The organism is Micromonospora sp. SD12, assembly GCF_052068495.1.
Lineage (GTDB): Bacteria > Actinomycetota > Actinomycetes > Mycobacteriales > Micromonosporaceae > Micromonospora > Micromonospora echinofusca.
This window is the reverse complement of sequence record NZ_JBQHDF010000023.1, coordinates 77,735-93,854: the sequence shown is the minus strand read 5'-3', so window position 1 is coordinate 93,854 and position 16,120 is coordinate 77,735. Positions and strand designations below refer to the sequence as shown.

The 16,120-nt window shown below is 73.1% G+C and carries 16 protein-coding genes; 6 read left to right on the top strand and 10 right to left on the bottom strand.

The features are described from left to right. Nucleotides 1-73: 73 nt before the first annotated feature. Both ACTMS2_RS27580 and ACTMS2_RS27575 read right to left on the bottom strand, forming a co-directional pair. Complete coding sequence (locus ACTMS2_RS27580) at nt 74-511, bottom strand: hypothetical protein (RefSeq protein ID WP_441177998.1); 438 nt, start codon at nt 509-511, stop codon at nt 74-76. A 64-nt stretch (nt 512-575) separates the two neighbouring features. Continuing rightward, complete coding sequence (locus ACTMS2_RS27575) at nt 576-3,428, bottom strand: CHAT domain-containing tetratricopeptide repeat protein (protein ID WP_441177997.1); 2,853 nt, start codon at nt 3,426-3,428, stop codon at nt 576-578. A 47-nt stretch (nt 3,429-3,475) separates the two neighbouring features. Here ACTMS2_RS27575 and ACTMS2_RS27570 point away from each other — a divergent pair, with 47 nt between their 5' ends. Then, the gene (locus ACTMS2_RS27570; RefSeq protein WP_089000385.1) at nt 3,476-3,880 is read left to right on the top strand and encodes a hypothetical protein; all 405 of its coding nucleotides are present in this window, start codon (nt 3,476-3,478) and stop codon (nt 3,878-3,880) included. Between the two features lie 7 nt (nt 3,881-3,887). Here ACTMS2_RS27570 and ACTMS2_RS27565 read toward each other — a convergent pair whose 3' ends face one another. From ACTMS2_RS27565 to ACTMS2_RS27530, 8 genes are all read right to left on the bottom strand, one after another. Next, nucleotides 3,888-3,974: a zinc ribbon domain-containing protein gene (locus tag ACTMS2_RS27565; protein ID WP_350823378.1), complete on the bottom strand. Its 87-nt coding sequence runs from the start codon at nt 3,972-3,974 to the stop codon at nt 3,888-3,890. 225 nt (nt 3,975-4,199) lie between these two features. Then, nucleotides 4,200-4,526: a hypothetical protein gene (locus ACTMS2_RS27560; protein WP_441177996.1), complete on the bottom strand. Its 327-nt coding sequence runs from the start codon at nt 4,524-4,526 to the stop codon at nt 4,200-4,202. 164 nt (nt 4,527-4,690) lie between these two features. Next, entirely contained in the window at nt 4,691-5,890 is a 1,200-nt protein-coding gene (locus ACTMS2_RS27555; RefSeq protein ID WP_441177995.1) for an NAD(P)/FAD-dependent oxidoreductase, read from the bottom strand. A gap of 538 nt (nt 5,891-6,428) precedes the next feature. Continuing rightward, complete coding sequence (locus tag ACTMS2_RS27550) at nt 6,429-7,061, bottom strand: potassium channel family protein (protein ID WP_441177994.1); 633 nt, start codon at nt 7,059-7,061, stop codon at nt 6,429-6,431. Between the two features lie 28 nt (nt 7,062-7,089). Then, nucleotides 7,090-8,421, bottom strand: coding sequence for a TrkH family potassium uptake protein (locus ACTMS2_RS27545; RefSeq protein ID WP_441178001.1), 1,332 nt, complete (start codon nt 8,419-8,421; stop codon nt 7,090-7,092). A gap of 595 nt (nt 8,422-9,016) precedes the next feature. Then, nucleotides 9,017-10,477 (bottom strand): hypothetical protein, encoded by a 1,461-nt coding sequence (locus tag ACTMS2_RS27540; protein WP_441177993.1) that lies wholly within the window; start codon nt 10,475-10,477, stop codon nt 9,017-9,019. 102 nt (nt 10,478-10,579) lie between these two features. Next, complete coding sequence (locus ACTMS2_RS27535; RefSeq protein WP_441177992.1) at nt 10,580-11,260, bottom strand: ABC transporter ATP-binding protein; 681 nt, start codon at nt 11,258-11,260, stop codon at nt 10,580-10,582. After that, nucleotides 11,257-12,255 carry an ABC transporter permease gene (locus tag ACTMS2_RS27530; RefSeq protein WP_441178000.1) on the bottom strand — a complete coding sequence of 333 codons (999 nt, stop codon included), beginning with the start codon at nt 12,253-12,255 and terminating at the stop codon, nt 11,257-11,259. The genes ACTMS2_RS27535 and ACTMS2_RS27530 overlap by 4 nt, the downstream gene beginning before the upstream one ends. Nucleotides 12,256-12,507: 252 nt before the next feature. Here ACTMS2_RS27530 and ACTMS2_RS27525 point away from each other — a divergent pair, with 252 nt between their 5' ends. The 5 genes from ACTMS2_RS27525 (at nt 12,508) to ACTMS2_RS27505 (ending at nt 15,935) form a co-directional block, all read left to right on the top strand. Next, nucleotides 12,508-13,710 (top strand): sensor histidine kinase, encoded by a 1,203-nt coding sequence (locus tag ACTMS2_RS27525; RefSeq protein WP_441177991.1) that lies wholly within the window; start codon nt 12,508-12,510, stop codon nt 13,708-13,710. Beyond that, entirely contained in the window at nt 13,707-14,339 is a 633-nt protein-coding gene (locus ACTMS2_RS27520; protein WP_441177990.1) for a response regulator, read from the top strand. The genes ACTMS2_RS27525 and ACTMS2_RS27520 overlap by 4 nt, the downstream gene beginning before the upstream one ends. A 61-nt stretch (nt 14,340-14,400) precedes the next feature. After that, nucleotides 14,401-14,919: a DUF2087 domain-containing protein gene (locus ACTMS2_RS27515; protein WP_441177989.1), complete on the top strand. Its 519-nt coding sequence runs from the start codon at nt 14,401-14,403 to the stop codon at nt 14,917-14,919. 25 nt (nt 14,920-14,944) lie between these two features. Further along, a complete protein-coding gene (locus tag ACTMS2_RS27510) occupies nt 14,945-15,406 on the top strand; it encodes a GNAT family N-acetyltransferase (RefSeq protein ID WP_441177988.1) in 462 nt (153 codons plus the stop codon). A 97-nt stretch (nt 15,407-15,503) separates the two neighbouring features. Then, nucleotides 15,504-15,935: an Hsp20/alpha crystallin family protein gene (locus ACTMS2_RS27505; protein ID WP_089000369.1), complete on the top strand. Its 432-nt coding sequence runs from the start codon at nt 15,504-15,506 to the stop codon at nt 15,933-15,935. Nucleotides 15,936-16,120 lie beyond the last annotated feature (185 nt).

The window sequence follows — 16,120 nt, the reverse complement described above, 5'->3', positions numbered from 1 at the left end:
GCAGTTCGCTTCCAAGCCGTCCTAACCATCACGATCATCACTGAGTGGCTCTGACCGGTTTATGAAACACGCCTTAGGTGTGAGCCTGCGTGAAGGCGTGACAGAAGTCCCGTTCGGTCACCATTCCGTTGCCGCCCCCGCCGACGGAGTAGCCCTGCCGCGACAGGCCCCGGACCGGGTCGAGCACCTCGTTCATGAAGTGCCGGGTCCACTCGCTGACGTCCTGTCCGTCGTGCAGCGAAAGCGGGACCAGAATGGCCAAACTCCCGCCGGGCCACTTCAGCGCGCCCCAGAAGACGCGGTAGAGCCCCACCCGACTCATGATCAGGCCGTCGGCTCTGACCTCGTGGTCCTCGGCGAGGCGGGGTGCCGCCGCAACGACGTCGCGGACGATCTCGCCGAGTTCGCCGGGACCCTGCACGGTGATCACGAGACCTGCCGCCCCGACGAGTTTGTGCAGGGTCTCCACAGGCGTGCCCTTGGCCTGGTGCGCCAGCTCGAGTGGGAACATGGGGTGAGCCACCTCCATGGTCTGGTTGGATCGCGTACCGGGGCCGTCCGGGAACTGGCGGTCGTCACTGGTCGGCAGGCGGATGTCGGTGCAGCAGCGGGATCAGCGACACCGTCCCCCGGCGTAGGGGAGGCGTCGTCGCCCCGGCGACGGCGATGATCTCCTCGGCGCGCGCCACGACGTCGACCAGGGTGGGTGGCCAGCCGCAGTCGATCCACGGTGGCGCGTCGCAGGGCGCCTCGTCGGCGGCTGACGACGGCGCCCAGGGCGTGAGCGGTCCGGCGGAGAGCGTCATCGACGGTAGTGGTTCGACGAACGGGGCGTCCCGGTCGACTTCTGACGGGTGCGCCGGAGGCAGTCGTGTCGGCGCGGCGCGGCGCAGCGTGCCGGCTATCCGCAACGACTCGAGCAGCTCGACGAACTGACGCGTGCGTCCACTGCGGCGAGCGGACTCCAGAACCTCGTCGTTGGCGTGGTCGAGGGCGGCGCGCCAGCCGGCCCGCTCGCTGACGTGCGAGAGCCGCCACGACATCGACTGCATCGCCGCCCACGCGCCTGCCAGCAGGTCGAATCTATGGCCGCTGTCGCTCGGATAGGTCAGCCCCTCGTTGAACGAGGCCTGGGCGTAGGCCAGCCACTGCCCCGTTCTGCGGTAGTGCTCCTGCGCCTGCCGAAAGTTCGCCCGGGCCTCGCCCACGTCGCCCCGGTTGCGGGCGACGGTTCCCAGGCCGAGCCTGGCGTCGGCCGCCTCGTGCTCGTTGCCCACCGCGTGGAAATGCTCCAGGGCGCGGGAGTACCTGAGCTGCGCCTCCGGCAGGTTGCCCGCGCGGAACGCCACGAGACCCAGGTTGTGGTTGATGCGCGCGGCCCGCTCCGGCGACGGATCGTCGGTCTGCCAGTGCCGCAGGGCGGAGAGCAGATGGGCGCGGGCACGCTCGAAGGACTTCACCCCGGCCAGCGCCAACGCCGTGTTCTGGTCGAGTTCGGCGAGCTTGCCGCCCAGTTCGCCTTCGTCGCACGTCTCTCGGTACAGGTCCCCTGCCTGATCGAGGTGTTCGAGGGCGGGGCGCGGGCGACCCAGTTCGATCAGCACCGCACCCAGGTTCACCAGCGTGTCCGCCCCGTGCCGACGAAACCCGCCCCTGAGCAGGGCGTCGGCGGCCTCCCGGTACTGTTGCGCGGCGACATCGAGTTCGCCGCGCTGAAACGACACGTTGCCCAGGTTCTGCCCGACCACGGCCGCCTGCCGATCGAGGTCGAGATCCCGGTACAGGGCCAGGGCCGTGTGGTACCGGTCGGCAGCCTCCTCCAGGTCGCCCATGAAATACGCCGCGTTGCCGACGTTGGTCGTGGCGTCGGCGACGCCCTTCAGGTCTTTGCGGGCGGCGAAGGCGGCCAGGGCTACGAGATAGTGCTCGCGCGCCTCGGGCCAGTCGGCGCGGCCGAACGCCGCCACGCCGGCTGCCAACCTGTTCTCCGCCACCTCGGCGGCGTCATCGCCCGGTTGCCACCGGGGGACGTCGGGACGTGGTGACCCGGAATCGAGGCGTCGCTGCGTGGGGTGGTCGACCCCTGGGATCGTCCGGACCGCCGCGTCCGGAATGTCGTAGGTCACCAACGCCGACCACACCAACGGGGCGTGCAGGCGGCGTGCGGCGTCGCCACTGGCGGACCGCCAGCAGCTCAGCCGGTCACGCTGCCACTCGCCGATGGCCCCGACGGGATCGCTCGTCTCCAGCGCCGCATCGACGGCCAGCGCGAGCGCGGTCGTGGCCGAGCCGATCGGCGCCCCGCCGGCCACGAGGCGCTCCGAGCCGTCGCTCGGCAGGCTCCAACGGGTGGCGATCACGGTGCGCGCACCCGCATTCATCGCCGCGAGGGTGAGACCGATCTGCTCGGTGTACCCGGCGTCGTCGGACTGGCAGGCGACGAAGCCGACCCGGCGTGGGGCGGGCCACCGCGCGGGTTCCCTCAGCCACTGCCCGGCGGTGAGCCGCGAGTACCCGGTCTCCCCGTCGACGGCCAACTCCAGGCCGGCGGAGGTCGGCATCGCCGGGTCCGTGGCCGAGGCGTGGCCGACGAACACCAGCCGGGACCACGCCTGCGACTGGAGGGCCGCGGCCAGCTCCGAGGGCGAGCAGCCCACCGTCGCACCCGCGCCGAGCAGCGCGTCCGTGTCGCCGCTGCGGCGGTGCCACGCCTCGGGCACCCCGTCGGGGTAGATGCGCCCGCCGCCGTTCCGGCTCCCGGCCGCAGTGGGATCGACGACCCGTACGGCCGGACCGTCGCCAGTCCAGGGTGCCGCCGGTCTGGCCAGGTTGACCAGCATGGCCGGGCTGATTCCACCGAGGACGTTCGCGCGTTCGATGAGCCGGACGTCGTGCTCGTCGTCGATGACGAGAAGCTCCCACGGCACGCTCGACAGGCCGGGACCCGGCGCCACGACGAGCGTCGTGTCGTGTGCGTCCGCTGTCCGGATCCGATCGCGAAGCTCCTCCGGAAGCAGGACGCTGCCCAGTTCGCGGAACAGGGCGAGGTTGGCGGCCGGGTCGACCATCGCGCCGGTCCAGGATCGACGGGCGGCACCGTTGAGCACAGCGACCCGTTCGCCGAGGAGTTCTATGCGCCTGGCGATGGCGGAAGCCGTCGACGCGGGGTCGTCGTGCTGGGGACGTGCCTCCGCGATGCGGCGGTCGACGTCGGCGAGCGCTGCCCGTTCCTTCGCGACGAGGCCCGGCAGCGAGGCCGAGAGGGCGGCCAGTGGCGCGGCCAGCCGGTCGAGGGCGACCGAGCCCACGGCCAGCGGGCCGGCGCTGTCGAGCAGGCGTACGTCCGCGCTGAGCCACCAGTGGGCGTACTCGGCGGTCTGCCAGAAACCGAGCCACCACACGCGCCCGCGTCCGGGGTAACCCTCCACGCGATCCTTCCTACGATCATGGTGCGCGGGTCTGCCAGCATGTGTGCATGACGCAACTGCTCGTGCCCCTGGACGACGGTTCCTCCCTGGTGCTGGACGGCGTTGCCGAAGATGAACTGTCGGACGCGGCCCACACTCTTGACGTCACCGACTTCCTCCGCGACGCCGTCCTGGCCGGTGTGACCGGGAACTTCACCTACGACGTGCTGAAGGCCGTGGCGCTTCAGCTGCGCGCACGTGGTTTCCTGGCGAGGCGTTCCTCCCCGACGGCCGCCAGCATCGCCACGGCGATCGCGGGTCACCTCACCTCGGTCGGGTACGCGACGATCGAGGTGTTGCAGGTGGTGCAACTGGTGGACAGGTCATGGTCGGCGGAGGGGACCGCCGATCAGCGCCCGTTCGAGGTGCGCACCGATCCCGAGGGGCAGGTCATGCAGGTGCGGGTGCGGTAGCGGATCGTCAGCCGTTGCCGCAGTGTGGGCACTTGCGCACCCGATCCGACTTCGGCTGTCCGCAGTAGGCGCATTCCACCGTCTCCGCGATCATGGTGCTCCTATCGACGCTGACTGGTCCGGGGTCACCGCTTCGACACCGTACGCTACGCGCCCGCGGCGCGGCGGCCATCGGCCGAAGGGTGACCCGAGCGTCCACAAAGGCCGGTACGGACCAGCCGATCGCCGAGCTCTCCGCGCCGCTTCGCCGTCGCCTGGGCCCGACGGCTCGGCCGACCAGCGCGGCACCTGACCGTCCGAGGTGTCGCGCCGCCGGTGTTCATCGCAGTGTCAGCGGCGTCTCTGCGCCGAGGCGGGTCAGCTTCTCCGGGTTGCGGACGTAGTACAGGCCCGTGATGCCGGTGGCCTCGACGCGGATCGCCATGACGCCGTCGATCTCGCCGTTCAGGCGTACCAGCAGTGCCGGGCTGCCGTTGACCACGGTCAGGTCGCCGGTGAGGACACCGTCGGTCTTGCCGAGGCCGCCGACGATGAAGCGGGCCACCTTGTCGGCGGTGACGATCGGCCGCAGCGCCGCCTGCCTGATGCCCCCGCCGTCGCCCACCAGGACGACCTGCGGGGCGAGGACGGCCAGAAGGTCGCGCACGTTGCGGGTTTCGAGCGCGCGTCGGAACGCCTCCAGCGCTGCGCGGGCCTCGCGCTGGGGGAAACCACCTCACGGGCCCGCCGATGACCGCCCTCGTGCGGCGGCTCCCCCCGTTGTGGATGCGCCGCCGCACGAGCGGCCGGGGCCGGACCACCGATGCCTGGTCAGACCGGCTGTCCTGCGGTGGTCGGCGCCTCGCTCCGCCTGGCCCGGAGCAGGTGCTGGCGCGTGCCGTCGCTGATCCACCAGGCGCGCGCGCCGGGCTTGCGCGCCTCGTACGACAGCTGCCAGACGATGCTCCTGCACACGAGTTCCTTGAGCCTCGCGCCCGGCCGGCCGCCGAGGTGGAACCTCACGGCGGCGTCGTTGCGGCGGGCGAACTGGAAGACGGCGGCGCGCCGCCCCAGGCTGATGCACTGGCCGGCGAAACCCACCGCGACCGGCGCGGGTTGCCGGCCCGCGATCCGGCTGAGCACCGTCTCGGCGGCCTGCGGTCCGAGCTGCATCGCCGACTGGCAGCCCATCCGGAACGGCAGATCCGACGGCGCCGCCGAGTCTCCGGCCGCGACGATGTGCGCATCGTCCACGCTGGTCAGCGTCTCGTCGGTGCGCAGGCGACCCAGGGCGTCGGTGCTCAGCCCGCTGCGGCCGGCCAGGTCCGGCACGCCGAAGCCGGCGGTCCAGATGGTGACCGCGCTGGGCAGCTCGCGACCGCCACTGAGCCGCACGGCGTCGCGGGCCACCGCCGTCACCGTCGCGTCGGGGCCTTCGAGCACGGTGACGCCGAGCTTCGCCAGCCGCCGGGCCACCGCGCGTCGGCCACGAGGATGCAGGTACGGGCCGAGCACCCCGCCGCAGACCAGGGTGACGGCGCGGCCCGTCTCCGCCAGTTCGGCGGCGGTCTCGATGCCCGACGGGCCCGCGCCGACCACGGTGACGGGGGCCGAGTCGGGGGCGGCGTCGAGGACAGGCCGCACCCGCCGCGCGTCCTCCAGGCTCGCGATCGGGTACGCGAACTCGGCGGCTCCGGGTACGTCCGGGTCGGCGCTGCCGCTGCCCACGGCGTAGATCAGGTAGTCGTAGCCGAGCGTGCCGCCGGTCGCCAGCCGCACGCGGCGCTCGGCGGCGTCGATCCGGGTCGCGGTGTCGACGACCAGCCGTACGCGCTCGGCCAGGACGTCGGTGTAGTCGACGACCGCGTCGTCGGACCCGCCCACCAGTTGATGCAGGCGGACCCGCTCGACGAAGGTCGGGCGCGGGTTGATCAGGGTCACGCGCACGTCGGCGCGCTGCGTCAGGCGATTGGCCGCCATGACGCCGGCGTATCCGCCGCCGATCACGACGACATCGGTGTTGCCGGTCATGGTGTCTCCTTCGCTTGCGGGGCCTTCGACCTGAAGACACCGGGCGACCGGGCGTTTGTGACATGCGTGAGGCGGGTCACGCCCGCAGACCCAGCAGGGCGGCGCGCGGCCTCAGTCAATTATCGGATTACCGATAATGACAATCCAGTAATAAGGGTGGACGAAAGGGGCGAATCGGCTGCGCACCATAATGACTGTTATGGTCGGGCGGGGGTCGCCCTCGGCGTTTCTGCGGGACGAACGAGGTGGAGGACCTTCATCGGCCCTGCCCGGTGGGGAAGTGCCCGCGCCGGCGGGTGGCTTGGCGCCTTCAGCACCGGTCGAACCCGGAAATCTAGGCACTCCCGACGATCGCAGCCGCGATCTGTCGGTGGACCACCGTCGTGCTTCATCCCGACGAGTGGGGTTGGCTGCGTGAGGCTCTGGCCCTCAACGCCGAAGACACCGCCGGCGGGGAAGAGGATCCGGAACCGCTCGACTGACGGGAGTCACAGTCGATGCGGCATCGTCGCGTGCAGGTGGCCAGACCCAGCGATGGTCAGCTGAGGCTGGCGAACGCTTCGACCTGACGGGTCTTGCCCGCGACGATGAGGATGTCGCCGGCATAGACGACGGTGTCGGCGGTGGCGTAGGTGAAACCCTCACCTGGCCGCTTGATGGACACCACGGTGATGCCGTGCTTCGAGCGTAAGGCGGCGTCGGCGAGGGTCTTGTCGAACGTTTCCTCGGGGGCGCGGGTCTTGACGATGGCGTAGTCGTCCTCGAACTCGATGAAGTTGAGGATGTGCCCGGTGACGAGATGGGCGACGCGTTCGCCCATCTCGTGCTCCGGCAGCACGACATGGTGGGCGCCGACGCGCTCCAGGATGCGGGCGTGCTGGCGGTTGACGGCCTTGGCCCAGATGTTCGGCACGCCGAGGTCGGCCAGCAGGCCGGTGGTGAGGATGCCAGCTTCGAGCTCGGTGCCGATGCCGACCACAGCGTGAGCCATCTCGTGTACGCCGAGCTGGCGCAGCGCGACCTCGTCGGTGGTGTTCGCGACAGCGGCGTGGGTGAGCTGATCGGCGTAGGTCTGCACCACCGTCGGGTCGGCATCGACGCCGATGACCTCCCAACCCTGGCGGATGAGCTCGAGCGCCATGGAGCCGCCGAAACGACCGAGGCCGAGCACGGCGATGCGGTTACTGGTAGCAGGTTTCCTAGCCAACGATCGGTCGCTCCTCGGGTAGTTCGTAACGGCGGGTCCGCTCACGCAGCGCCAGGGCGGTCGCCGCGGTGATCGGCCCCAGGCGGCCGATGAACATCAGCATGGTCAGGATGACATGCCCCGCGGTGCCGACCTGCGCGGTGATGCCGGTGGACAGCCCGACCGTGGCGAACGCCGAGGTCACCTCGAACAGCACCTGGTCGAGCCGGAACGGAGTCAGCGCCAGCAGGGCGACGGTGGACGCGGCGACGGCGGCGATGCTGAGCAGCGCGATGGTCAGCGCCTGGCGCTGCACACCGGCGGGAAGCCGGCGGCCGAGGGCGTGGACGCTGGGCTCGCCGCGGATCTCGGCGAGGATGACGAAACCCAGCAGCGCGAACGTGGTCACCTTGATGCCGCCGGCGGTGCCGGCGCTGCCCCCGCCGATGAACATCAGTGCGTCGTGGATGAGCAGGGTGACGTCATTGAACTCGGCGACGTTGAGGCTGTTGAACCCGGCGGTGCGCGGCATCACCGCGGTGACGAACCCGGCGAGCAGCTTGCCGCCCGGCCCGAGACCACCGAGCGTGCCGGGGTTCGACCACTCCGTGACGCTGATCGCCACCCAGCCGCCGGCGAGCAGCCCGACCGTCATACCCACGGTGATCTTGGTGTGGATCGACCAGCGGCCCGGCGTACGCAGCCCCCGGCGCAACTCGAACAGCACCGGAAAGCCCAATCCGCCGATGATCACCGCAGCGGCGATGGGCAGGCAGATCAGCGGGTCGTCGACGAACTGCATGAGGCTGTCCGGGTACAGGCCGAAGCCTGCGTTGTTGAACGCCGAGATCGCATGGAACACCCCCAGGTACACCGCCCGGCCCGTGGTGTGGCCGTAGCCCTCAGCGAACCGCCAGGCCAGCACCGCCGCCACGACCGCCTCCACGAGGAGACTCACCCGCACGACGCCCAGCACGACCCGGCGGACCTCACCCACGCCCAGCGCCTTCGTCTCGGCCTGGGTGCCGAGTTGCAGCCGTATCCGCAGCCGGCGGGCCACCAGCAGGCCGAGCAACGAAGCAAGGGTCATGATCCCGAACCCGCCGATCTGGATCAGGACCAGGATCACCGCCTCGCCGAACCCGGACCAGAAGGTGCCGGTGTCCTCGATCACCAACCCGGTCACACATACCGCCGACGTCGCGGTGAACACCGCCGTCATCAGCGGGGCGCTGCGGCCGCTCTCGGTGGCCAACGGCAGCAGCAGCAACGCCGAACCAGCCAGCACCGCCGCTGCGAAGCCCAGCCCCACCAGCCGAGCCGGATGCCGCACCGCATCGGACAACCACGCGGTTATCGCCGTCGGCACGCGAGCCCGACGTATCCCGGCCACCACGAGGGCGGCCAGCCGGCGCACACCGTCGCGCAGGCGCCGCCCCGCCGTCCGCCACCAGCCGTCCGCCTTCGCATCACGGCCGGTCAGGGGAGTCCAGGCCAACAGCGCCACGCCCAGCCCTACCGCGACGAAGACCGCCACGACCGCGAGCAGCCCCACCGCCAGCTGTGCCCAGGTCGAATCCACCACACCATGATCCGCTCTCGGGCGGATCATGGTGCCGCGGGCCCGGCCGTATCACGCGGACGCCGCTCCCTGGACCGCCCGGTACGCCGTCGACCGGGCCCCGCCGAACAGCTCCGCCAGTTCGGCGCCAGTGTGCTCCCCCGCGGCGTGCGACGCCACCAGGTGAGCCTCCCGCCTCGGGTTCAGCCCCGCAGGCGACCCTTGGCGTTGGCCACCTTCATCCCCTCGCGGGTGCGCGACCGCGCCAGGTCGGCCTCGTGACTCGGCCACCATCGCCAGCGCCGTGGACAGCAACTTGCCCACCAGACCGGTCGGGTCCTGCACCGAACCCGGCGAGGTCGAGTTTCACCTCAGGTGGTCAGGTCCGCGCGCCGCCGAGGCCGAGCAGGACGGCGAGGCCCAGGGCGCTGCGCGGAGCGTACGGCACCCGCCACAGTCCGCCGTGCGCCGCGCCGTACGCCTCGTCCTGCCACGGGTGCGCCAGCGTCGGGCCGCCCGTACGCAGGTGGTGCACCAGCAGCGCGGCCATCAGCGTGTTGCTGGTCGCCGGGTCGAACACCTCGATGCCGAAGCGGTGTGCGCCGGCGTACGCGGCGGCCAGCGCGCGGTTTCGCAGCACCGAGCGGGTGCGGGTGGGCGGGGCGACGGTGAACGACACGGTCGTCCCCGCGTCCCGGGCCACCGTCGCCCGCCACCGCTGAAGGCGTTTCGCCAGCGCGTAGTTGGGGCCCTGCTGCGGCACGAGGCTGTCGTTGATCCCGGGGTCGGCGTCCGGTGGGTAGTTGCGGTGCAGGAGCCTGCCGCCGGAGGCGACCCGCAGCGACCGGCGGACGACGCCGCGCGCCGCGTAGCCCCGTTCGGCGTGGCGCACGGCGTCGCCGGGAACGGCGAAGACGTCGGTGGGGGTGGCCAGGAACGCGAGCGCCACGTCGTCGCGGCGCTGCTGTAGACGCAGGGTGAGGGCGTCGACCGCCGTGGCGAGGCGGACGTTGGTCGCGCCGTCGGCGTAGACGTAGTTGCCCAGCACGAGCCGGCCGTCGACGCCGAGCAGCCAGTCGGTGACCTGCGGGAGGTGGTGCAGCAGGTCGGCGCCGGCGTGCTCGGCCAGCGTGCCGTCGTCGGTGTCGGTGCCGGCGGGGACGGGCAGGCGGAGCCGGCCGCCGGAGCGGCGCGTCGTGTGCAGCAGGCGCCGCCAGATGTCCGGGCGCGGCAGGTCGACCGCGACGACGTCGCCGCCCCAGCGCAGCAGGGACGGCAGCGGGCCCATCTCGGCACCGGCGCCGAGCACCACGACGCGCTGGTCGCGCAGGTCGAGCCAGTCCGGGTTCGCCATGACGGCGCGTACCGCCTCGGCGCAGGACGGTTCGACGACGCCGGCGCCCACCCACGCGTCGAGCCGGCGGCGCAGGTCGTCGCCGCGCAGCCGTTGGCCCCGGTACGGCAGGGACAACTCGCGCTCGACCGCACCGGTGCCGGCGACGGTGGCCGTGCGCAGCGGCTCGGCCACGGTGGGCGCGTCGAACACCTCGCGGAGGCCGGTCTCGGTGCCGTCGGCGTGCACCACGCTCATCCGGCGGTGCAGTGCGGCGAGCCCGTCGCGGGCGATCGTCACCGCGGCGTCGCGGGAGAGCAGCCCGGCTTCGACGAGCCGTCGGAAGTGCCCGAGGTAGCCGTGGCGCCAGTTCGTCTCGTGCTCCGCCGAGCGCGCGCCGACCGGGTCGACGGCGCGCAGGGCGTCGGCGACGACCGCCCGGCCGAGCACGGACGTACTGCGTCCCGCGTCGGTCTTCGGGAACACCACCCCGGTCGGACCCTCCACGCGAAAACCGCCCTTCCTCGCTCGCCGGCCGTCGGTGTCACTCTGCCGCACCGGGCGGCGCCGCGCAGCGCCGGACCTGCGGGGCGGGCGCCGTCCGGGCGTTCAGGCCGGGGCCGGCAGGCGCAGCCGGCCGTCGATCATCTCGGCGACCGCGTCGACGCGGTGCAGGTGCTCCCGGTCGTGGGTGACCAGGACGGTGGCGGTGCCGCGCTGGCGGGTGAGGTCGGTGACCAGCTCGACGATCGCCGCGCCCCGCTCGTGGTCCAGCGCGCTGGTGGGTTCGTCGACCAGCAGCACCGCCGGATCGTTCATGAGGGCGCGGGCGATGTTGACCCGCTGTCGCTGCCCGCCGGAGAGCTGGTGCGGGCGACGGTAGGCCTGGCCGGTGAGCCCCACCGCCGCCAGCAGCTCCGCGGCGCGGGCGCGGCCGGCGCGGCGGGAACCGCCGGCGAGGTGGGCGATCACCTGCAACTGTTCGGCGGCGGTCAGCGAGGCGATGAGGTTGGGTTGCTGGAAGACGATTCCGATCTTCTCCCGCCGCAGCGCGGTCGTGCCAGCGCGGCCGAGCCCCGCGGTGTCGGTGCCGGCGACGAGCACCGTTCCCGAGTCGGGGGTGATCAGGGTGGCGGCCACCGCCAGCAGGCTCGACTTGCCGGAGCCGGAGGGGCCGATGACGGCGGTGGTGGTGCCCGCCGGCACGCGCAGGCTGACCCCGTCGAGCGCGGTCAGCCGGGCGTCGCCGTCGGGGTAGGTCAGCGTGACGTCGGCGAGTGCGAGGCTCATCGGGCGCTCCCCAGCGCGATCAGCGGGTCGACGGAGGTGATGCGGCGGATGGACAGGGCGGCGCCGGCCGCGCCGAGCGCGATCGTCACGGCGGCCGGGAACAGCACCGATCCGGCGGTGAGCGCGAACGGCACCGTGCCGGCCGCCGCGGCGCCGAGCGCGACCGCGAGCGCGGTGCCGGCGGCGGTGCCGGCGAGCAGCAGCACCAAGGCCTGCCCGAGGGCGTCGCGCAGCAGGTGGCCGGTGGTGGCGCCGAGCGCCTTCAGTACGGCGACGTCGGGGGCGCGCTGGATGGTCCACACGGTGAAGAACGCGCCGACGACCAGGGCGGAGATCCCGAACAGCATCCCGCGCATCAGTTGCAGCGACCCGTTCTCGGCGGTGTAGGAGCCGATCGCGGACAGCGCCTCCGTGCGGGTGACCGTACGGGTGCGCAGCTCTCGGTCGGCGGCGGCCAGGTCGGCGTCGCGGGTGGTGCGCAGCGCGACGACCGTCGCGGCGTCGCCGTCGGCGCCGGGCGCCAGGGCCTGCCAGTCGTGCAGGTCGGTCCAGATCACCGGGGTGTGGCTGTGGGAGGCGTCGCCGGCCACCGCGGCGACGGTCAGCCGGTGCGCGCCGACGGACACGGTCTGTCCGGGTCGGGCGTGCAGCGCGTCGGCCGCGCCGCGCGACAGCACGGCCCGTCCGGTGGCGAGGGTGGCGGGTGCCAGGCCCGAGCCGGGCGGGACGCCGAACACGGACAGCGCGGCGCTGCGTTCGCCCGCGTCGACGCGGGTGGTGGCGATGCCGAGGGGCGCGGCGGCGCTCACCCCCGGCACGTCCTGCCAGCGCAGCCACTGCTCGCGGCTGACGGTGGACTCCGTGAACGAGAGCTTCTGCCCGTCGGCCGGGGCGGAGAACACCAGGTGGTCGGCGGGCAGGTCGGTGATCGCCGAGGTGCTGCCGCGTCCCAGGCCGGCGGTCAGCCCGGACAGCAGGACCACCAGCAGCGTCATCAGCGTCACGACCGTTCCCATGAGGGCGAAGCGGCCCTTGGCGAACCGTAGATCTCTCCACGCGACGAACACGATCGCATCAGCCTTCCGGTAGGTGCCTGAAGCCGCGGTGGCGGCCCGGCACCAACCGTCGTCCGGATGGCGGCCGACGCCATCGCGCCGCCGATCGGGTTCGGGGCGTCGAACTGCGTACGTCGGGATCAACCTTTTGGTTGATGGCGGCGACCGTCGGCGTCCTAGCCTGGAGGCATCGTGAACCCGGAATCGCTCGCTCGGCCGCTGCGGGTGCTGCGCGTCTGCCTGCACCTGCTGGTCGGGCTCCTTCTCGCGGTGGCCGCCGTGCGGGCCGTCACCGGGCCGGGCCCGCGGCGTGCCGCCGTGCTCGCCGCAGCCGTGGCGCTGGCCGTCGTCTACGCCGTCGGGGTGGCGCTGCCGCTGGTGCGCCGGTCCCGACCTGCCGCGCTGGCCTGGCTGGCGGTGCTGACCGGCGGGTGGCTGGCGCTGCTGGCCCTGACCCCGGACGGGGTGTGGTTCGCGTTCCCGCTGTTCCTGCTGCACCTGCACCTGCTGCCCGTGCGCTGGGGGATCGTGGCGGTGGCGGCGACGACCGTGGCGGCGGTCGCCGGTGTCGCCGGCCACCAGGGGGCGCTCACGCCGGGCGCGGTGATCGGTCCGGCCATCGGCGCCGCGGTGTCGGTGGGTACGGTCCTCGGCTACCAGGCGTTGTACCGGGAGAGCGAGCGCCGTCGGCGGCTGATCGAGCAGCTGAGGGCCACCCGCGCCGAGCTGGCCGCCGCCGAGCACGCCGCCGGGGTCCTCGCCGAGCGGGAACGCCTGGCCCGCGAGATCCACGACACCCTCGCCCAGGGGTTGTCGAGCATCCAGCTGCTGCTGCGTGCCGCCCAGCGCGGGTTCCCCGACCGGCTCGACGTCGCGGCGGGCCACGTCGAGCAGGCCCGCCGCACGGCGCAGGACAACCTGGTCGAGGCGCGTCGGTTCGTGCGCGCCCTGGCCCCGCCGGGCCTCGACGGCGCTACGCTGCCGGCGGCGCTGCGGCGGCTGTGCGACGCGACCGCCGCCGCGTCCGGGCTGGCCGTACGCCTGCGTGTCGACGGGACGGCGGTGCGTCTGCCGACCGGCCACGAGGTGGCGCTGCTGCGGATCGCGCAGTCCGCGTTGGCCAACACCGTGCGCCATGCCGGGGCCAGGCGCGCCGACGTGACGCTGCGCTACGGCGGGCGCGACGTCGTGCTCGACGTGGTCGACGACGGGTGCGGCTTCGACGTGGGCGCGGCCGGCGACCGGCCGGGCGGCGACGGCGGGTTCGGGCTGGCCGCGATGCGGGCCCGGGCCGAGGAACTGGGCGGCAGTCTGGTCGTGGAGTCGGCGCCCGGGTGCGGCGCCCGGCTGGCTGTCGGCCTCGCGCGTCCGGGCACCGAGGCGGCGGGCTCGTGAGCGGTCGGATCCGCCTGTTGCTGGCCGACGACCATCCGGTCGTGCGTGCCGGGCTGCGCGCCGTCCTGGCCACCGAGCCGGACTTCGAGGTGGCCGCCGAGGCCGCGACCGCGGAGCAGGCCGTCGCGCTCGCCGAGGGGGAGCGGGTCGACGTGGTGCTCATGGATCTGCGCTTCGGCGCGGGGATGGACGGCGCCGACGCGACCGCCGCCATCACCGCCCGCCCCGGCGGCCCTGTCGTGCTGGTGCTGACCACCTACGACACCGATGCCGACATCCTCGCCGCCGTGGAAGCCGGCGCGATCGGTTATCTGCTCAAGGACGCCCCGCCCGAGGAACTCGCCGCGGCCGTGCGCGCCGCCGCCGCCGGCCGTTCCGCCCTCGCCCCTGCCGTCGCCCGCCGCCTGATGGGTCGGGTGCGTGCCCCGGGCACCGCGCTGAGCCGCCGCGAGACGGAGGTGCTGCAACTCGTCGCCGACGGGCTGTCCAACCAGCAGATCAGCCGGCGGCTGCACCTGAGCCAGGCCACGGTCAAGACGCATTTGGTGCACGTCTACGGCAAGCTCGGCGTCGACTCGCGTACCGCCGCCGTCGCCGTCGCCCGGGCCCGTGGGTTGATCCGTCGGTGACCGGGCCACGCGGGCGGAAATGACGTGCGGCGCGCGTACGCCGGCTGGCAGGGTGGCCGGCATGACAGCGCAGGCTCTGGCGGGGGCACTCGCCGACGACGTACGGCGACGGGTGTTCGCGGCGATCGTGTTGGGCGGCGCCGACGCCCCGGCGGTGGTCGACCGGACGGGTCTGCCGGCGCGGCAGGTGCTCACCGCGATCCGTCGGCTCGTCGACGCGGGCCTGGTGACCGGCGGCGACGGCGACCTGCGGGTGGACGCCGACCGGCTGCGGGAGGCGGCCCGTACGCCGTCGGCGCCCCGCCCGGCCGACGATCTGACGGACCGGGTGCTGCGCACCTTCGTGCGCGGCGACACGCTGACCGGTCTGCCGGCGCAGCGCGGCCGGCGGCGGGTGGTGCTGGCGCACCTGGCGAGGTCCTTCGAGCCGGGGGTGCGCTACCCGGAGCGCGAGGTGGACGAGGTGCTGCGGCGCTGGTGCGAGGGCGGCGGCTCCGACCACGTGACGCTGCGCCGGTACCTGATCGACGAGCAGTTGCTGGCCCGGGAGCGGGGCGTCTACTGGCGCATCGGCGGTTGAGGTGACCGCGACAGACTGGGCGTCGGTGCCGACGCGTCCCGACCGGCCCGAGGCCAGGGCCCTGCTCGAGGCGTACTTCGAGGAGATGGTCCGCCGCTACCACGGCCGTCCGGCCAGGCCGGGCGAGGTCGCGGCGGCGATGGCCGAGGACCCGAGCGACGACCTGGCCGCACCCACGGGGATCCTGCTCGTCGCGTACCGCGACGGCGCTCCCGCCGGCTGCGCCGGGCTGCGGTTCCGGCCGGGCTGGGCGGAGCTGACCCGGGTGTACGTGCGGCCCGCGCACCGCCGTCACGGGGGCGGTGCGGCCCTGCTCGCCGCCGTGGCGTCGCGGGCCCGGGCCGCCGGGGCCGACCGGATCCGCCTGGACACCCGGGGCGACCTGGTGGAGGCCCGCGCCCTGTACGCCCGGCACGGCTACCGGGAGATCCCGGCGTACAACGACGGCGTCTACGCCGAGCACTGGTTCGAGAAGGTGCTGAGTTGACGACACGGCCGTGACGCGCTAAATACTGAAGAGGAAGTTGAGTCGACTCGGCTCAACTAGACGGACCTTCGGCCAGGAGAACCGAGGAGGCAGGACCATGCTGATGCGTACCGACCCGTTCCGTGAGATCGACCGGATCACCGAGCAGTTCTTCGGCACCGCCGCGCGCCCCGCGGTCATGCCCCTGGACGCCTACCGCGACGGCGACTGGTTCTACGCGGCGTTCGACCTGCCCGGCGTCGACCCGGACAGCATCGACTGCACCGTCGAGCGCAACGTGCTGACCGTACGCGCCGAGCGTCGCCGGCCGGCCGGCGAGAACGTCGAGCTCGTCGCCGCCGAACGCCCGATGGGCACCTTCACCCGGCGGCTGTTCCTCGGCGACACCCTCGACACCGACAAGCTGGAGGCCGGCTACGACAACGGTGTGCTGACCCTGCGGATCCCCGTCGCGGAGCGGGCGAAGCCCCGCCGGGTGACCGTGACGGCCACGGCCAACGGCAACGGTCGCAAGGAGATCAACGCCTGATCTTGGCGGACAAGGGGCGGGACGGCCGGTGCGGCCGCCCGCCCCCGTCGTGTTTCCGCTGCGGCGGGTAAACCGATGGCGGGCGTCCGGGGCCCGTGCCAGACTCGACGACGATCCGTGCAGCCGAGCCGCCAGGAGCCGACCGACGATGTGATCCCGCAGGACGCGGCAGGGCAGCGCCCCGC